At 74.6% G+C, this 3,639-nt stretch carries 4 protein-coding genes and 1 pseudogene; 3 read left to right on the plus strand and 2 right to left on the minus strand.

Features of this window, described 5'->3' with window-relative positions:
* Window positions 1-116: 116 nt before the first annotated feature.
* Window positions 117-692: pseudogene (locus ACIQOV_RS32515) on the plus strand (aminoglycoside N(3)-acetyltransferase); the annotation flags it as partial.
* Window positions 693-986: 294 nt separating this feature from the next.
* Window positions 987-1,490, plus strand: coding sequence for an N-acetyltransferase (locus ACIQOV_RS32520; protein WP_401054310.1), 504 nt, complete (start codon window positions 987-989; stop codon window positions 1,488-1,490).
* 106 nt (window positions 1,491-1,596) lie between these two features.
* Here ACIQOV_RS32520 and ACIQOV_RS32525 read toward each other — a convergent pair whose 3' ends face one another.
* Window positions 1,597-2,163 (minus strand): NIPSNAP family protein, encoded by a 567-nt coding sequence (locus tag ACIQOV_RS32525; protein ID WP_401054306.1) that lies wholly within the window; start codon window positions 2,161-2,163, stop codon window positions 1,597-1,599.
* 91 nt (window positions 2,164-2,254) lie between these two features.
* Between ACIQOV_RS32525 and ACIQOV_RS32530 the strand changes: the two genes are divergently transcribed.
* Complete coding sequence (locus ACIQOV_RS32530; RefSeq protein WP_401054308.1) at window positions 2,255-3,184, plus strand: helix-turn-helix transcriptional regulator; 930 nt, start codon at window positions 2,255-2,257, stop codon at window positions 3,182-3,184.
* 59 nt (window positions 3,185-3,243) lie between these two features.
* Here the strand turns inward: ACIQOV_RS32530 and ACIQOV_RS32535 are convergent, their stop codons facing one another.
* Window positions 3,244-3,438 carry a DUF397 domain-containing protein gene (locus tag ACIQOV_RS32535; protein WP_359902156.1) on the minus strand — a complete coding sequence of 65 codons (195 nt, stop codon included), beginning with the start codon at window positions 3,436-3,438 and terminating at the stop codon, window positions 3,244-3,246.
* Between the last annotated feature and the right edge of the window lie 201 nt (window positions 3,439-3,639).

A 3,639-nucleotide genomic window follows, 5' to 3' on the forward strand; every position in this document is an offset into this window, starting at 1 on the left:
CCCCCGTCCATCCCCTCGTCCGCGACCTCGCCGACCTCGGGGTCCGTCCGGGCACGGTGCTGCACGTCCAGGCGTCCCTGCGCGCCCTCGGACCGGTGCCCGGAGGGGCGGCCGGTGTGGTCGAGGCCCTGCTCGAAGTCCTCGGCCCCGACGGCACCCTGGTCGCCTACACCGCCACGCCCGAGAACTCCGCCACCTCCCGCGTCCACCAGCGCGCCACCGCCGGTCTCTCCCCGGCGGCGGTGGCGGACTACCAGGCCCGGATGCCCCGCTTCGATCCGGCCACCACCCCGGCCTCGCCCTCCATGGGGGCGCTGTCGGAGGCGGTCCGCACCCACCCGGGCGCACTGCGCAGCCACCACCCGCAGACCTCCTGGGCGGCCGTGGGCCGGCTCGCCCGGGAGATCACCGGGCGCCACCCGCTGACTTCCCACCTCGGCCCGGAGTCGCCGCTCGGGCGGCTCTACGAACTGGACGCCCGGGTGCTGATGCTCGGCGTGCCGATGGGCCGGTTCACCGCCTTCCACCTGGCCGACCTGCGCATGCCCGACGTCACGGTGCGCGAGTACCGCTGCGTCGGGGCGGACGGCTGGACCACCTTCCGGGCCCCCGACCTCGACGACCTCCACTTCGACCGCCTCGGGGAGGAGGTCCTGCGCACCGCCCGCGGCATCACCACCGCCCGCATCGGCACCGCCGACTGCCGGCTCGTCCCGGTGCGGGAGGCCGTCGACCTCGCCGAGGCCGTCCTGCGCCGCGGCCGCCCCCTGAACCCCGCTCCTGGTTCCCATCCCTCAACACCTGATCCCGCCCCTCCTCCTCGCCCCGCCCGTCCCCATCGCGTGCGCGGGAAGTCGGCCCGACCGACTTCCCGCGAGACTTCGGGGGTCGGTGTTTCGGCGGCGGGGCCGGCGGGTGCGGGACGTCCGGGCGGTGCGGGGAAAGTCCAGGGGGCGGCTGTCCGTGCGGTGCTACGGTCGGGCGCCATGAGCTGGCTTCCCGATGACTTCGTCCATCCCGTCCGGGTGCCGCTGCCGGGCGGGGCCCATCACCTGCGGCCGGTCCGGGAGGCGGATGCCCCGCTCGACTACCCGGCCGTGACGGGCTCGCGCGAACGGCTGTGGATCCTCTTCGGTCCGGCCTGGGGCTGGCCCGCGGCCACCATGACCTTCGAGGCCAACCAGGCCGACCTGCTGCGGCACGAGAAGGAGATCGCCGCACACCAGTCCTTCAACTACGCGCTGCTCGACGCGGCCGAGACGGCCCTGCTCGGCTGCGTCTACATCGACCCGCCCGCGAAGGCCGGTGCGGACGGCGAGATCGCCTGGTGGGTGGTGGACGAGCTGGTGGGCAGCGAGGTCGAGCGGGCCATGGACGCCCTGGTGCCGCGGTGGATCGCCGCCGACTGGCCGTTCGAGCGGCCCCGCTTCCTCGGCCGTGAGATCTCCTGGTCGGACTGGCTCGCCCTGCCCGCGCACGCCGGCGCGTGAGCCGACCTCGTCCCCCGTGCCCCGGCCCGCGCCGGGGCACGGGGGACGAGCGTCATGGGCCCCTGAGGGCGCGGGCGCACCGGGCACGCCGGCGTGCACCCGGCGGCTACGGCCCGACTGGTTCCAGCCGGAGCCGCCGGGACGGCCAGGGGGCCGGCTCGGCGGGGCCGAACCAGACGCGGACGTCCTCGCCGGTGCGGACGGGCAGCCGGGGGAAGTCGTTCTCGGCGTGCTCGGTGCGGTGCAACGCATGGTCCGGGAGCAAGTGTTCGGTGGCGAAGGAGTCGAAGGCGCCGCCGTGGACGGTCGCCGAGGCGGCCGGGTGGCAGACGGTGGCGAGGACCTCGCGGCCGCCCGCATGCGATGTGAATCCGGGGCCGCGCAGCAGCAGGACGTCGTCGCTGTCGACCATGGTGGCGTTGGCCGCGTCGCGGTGCTCCCGCCAGACCGGGCCGCCGTAGAAGGCCTCCAGGGCGCGCCGCCGGTCGGCCATGTCGGGGAAGGCGCGCAGCCAGACGAAGCGGTCCGGATCGTCGAGGTCGCGGAAGCGGCCGCCGACGGTGATGCCGACCGCCTGCTGGCCGGTCACGAACTCGCGCTCGAACAGCTCGATCAGGGTCTCCCGGGCGCCGGGGTGCAGGGTGTACTGGCGGAGTTCGACGATGAGGTTCATGCCGTGGCCGCGCCGGTGCGGGTGAAGTCGTTCATGCGCCGCAGCGTAGGACCACTCTCCTGACACCACCTGTCAGTGGATACTGGGCGGCATGCGCGCGAGTCGGCTGGTCGCCCTGCTCCTGCTGCTCCAGAACCGGGGCCGGCTGACCGCCGAGCAGCTGGCGGGGGAGCTGGAGGTCTCCGTCCGTACGGTCTACCGGGACGTCCAGGCGCTCGCCGCCGCCGGAGTCCCGCTGTACGGCGACGCCGGGCACGCCGGCGGGTACCGGCTGGTCGACGGCTACCGGACCCGCCTCACCGGGCTGACCGCCGACGAGGCCCAGGCCGCCTTCCTCGCCGCACTCCCGGGCGCCGCCGCCGAGTTGGGCCTCGGCGAGGCGCTCACCGCCGCCCAGCTCAAACTGCGGGCGGCCCTGCCGGCGGAGCTGCGCGAGCACGCCGGGCGGATCCAGGAGCGCTTCCTGCTCGACGCGCCCGGCTGGTACGGCGCGGCGGACGAGACCCCGCACCTGGCCGCCGTCGCCGCCGCGGTGTGGGAGCGGCGGGCGGTGGTGCTGCGGTACCGGCGCTGGCGGGCGCCGGAGGAGATCGAGCGGCGGGTGGAGCCGTACGGGCTGGTGCTCAAGGCCGGGCGCTGGTACCTGGTCGCCGCCGGTCCGGGCGGGATGCGTACGTACCGGGTCGATCAGGTCGTCCGACTGCGCGAGCTGGACGAGGAGTTCGCGGTCCCGGACGGCTTCGGCCTGGGCGCGTACTGGACGGGCTACCTCGCCGACTTCCGGGCCCGGCTGCACACCGGGGAGGCGCTGGTCCGGCTCACCCCGGAGGGCGCCCGGCGCCTCGGGGTCGCCGCCGCGGACGAGGGCTGGACGGAGGCCCGGGTGCCGATCGAGTCGCTGGACCACGCGCACGGGGAGTTCCTGCGGCTGGGCGCCGACGTCGAGGTCCTGGAACCGGCCGAACTCCGTGACCGCATCGCCAGGACGGTACGGGCCCTGGCCGCCCGCTACGGGGGGTGATCCGCGGGCTCGGACAGCCGACCGCCCGGCCGGCGGGGTGCCGGTCGGGCGGGGGCGGGTCAGGCGACGAAGTGGTCGAACTCGCCGGCCTTGGCGCCGAGCACCCAGGCGTTGAACTTGATGCGGGTGGTGGTGACGACGAGGGTGGGGTCGTCGGACTGCCGGATGTAGACGTGGTCGCCCTCGGAGGCGATCTCGATCCAGTCATCCTTGTCGCTGCTGGTGCTGGACCTCTGCCAGTCGAGGTGGTCCACGAGTGCCCTCCTGGTGGTGCGTGGCGGCCGTATCGAGGGTACTGGTCCCAGTGCACGGATGGCGGCATCGTTTCGGTCATGTCAATTCGTGCGAGACGTTGTGCTATTCCATTGGGGTGTCAGTCGTTCCTACACTGAAGCCCCGCCGCACGGGGGCTGCGGGAGGCAGGTTTGCCGACGGGCCCGGGGGAGGCGCGTGTG

The sequence above is a fragment of the Kitasatospora sp. NPDC091257 genome (genome assembly GCF_044757675.1).
In the GTDB taxonomy this organism is placed as follows: Bacteria; Actinomycetota; Actinomycetes; order Streptomycetales; family Streptomycetaceae; genus Kitasatospora; species Kitasatospora lactacystinica.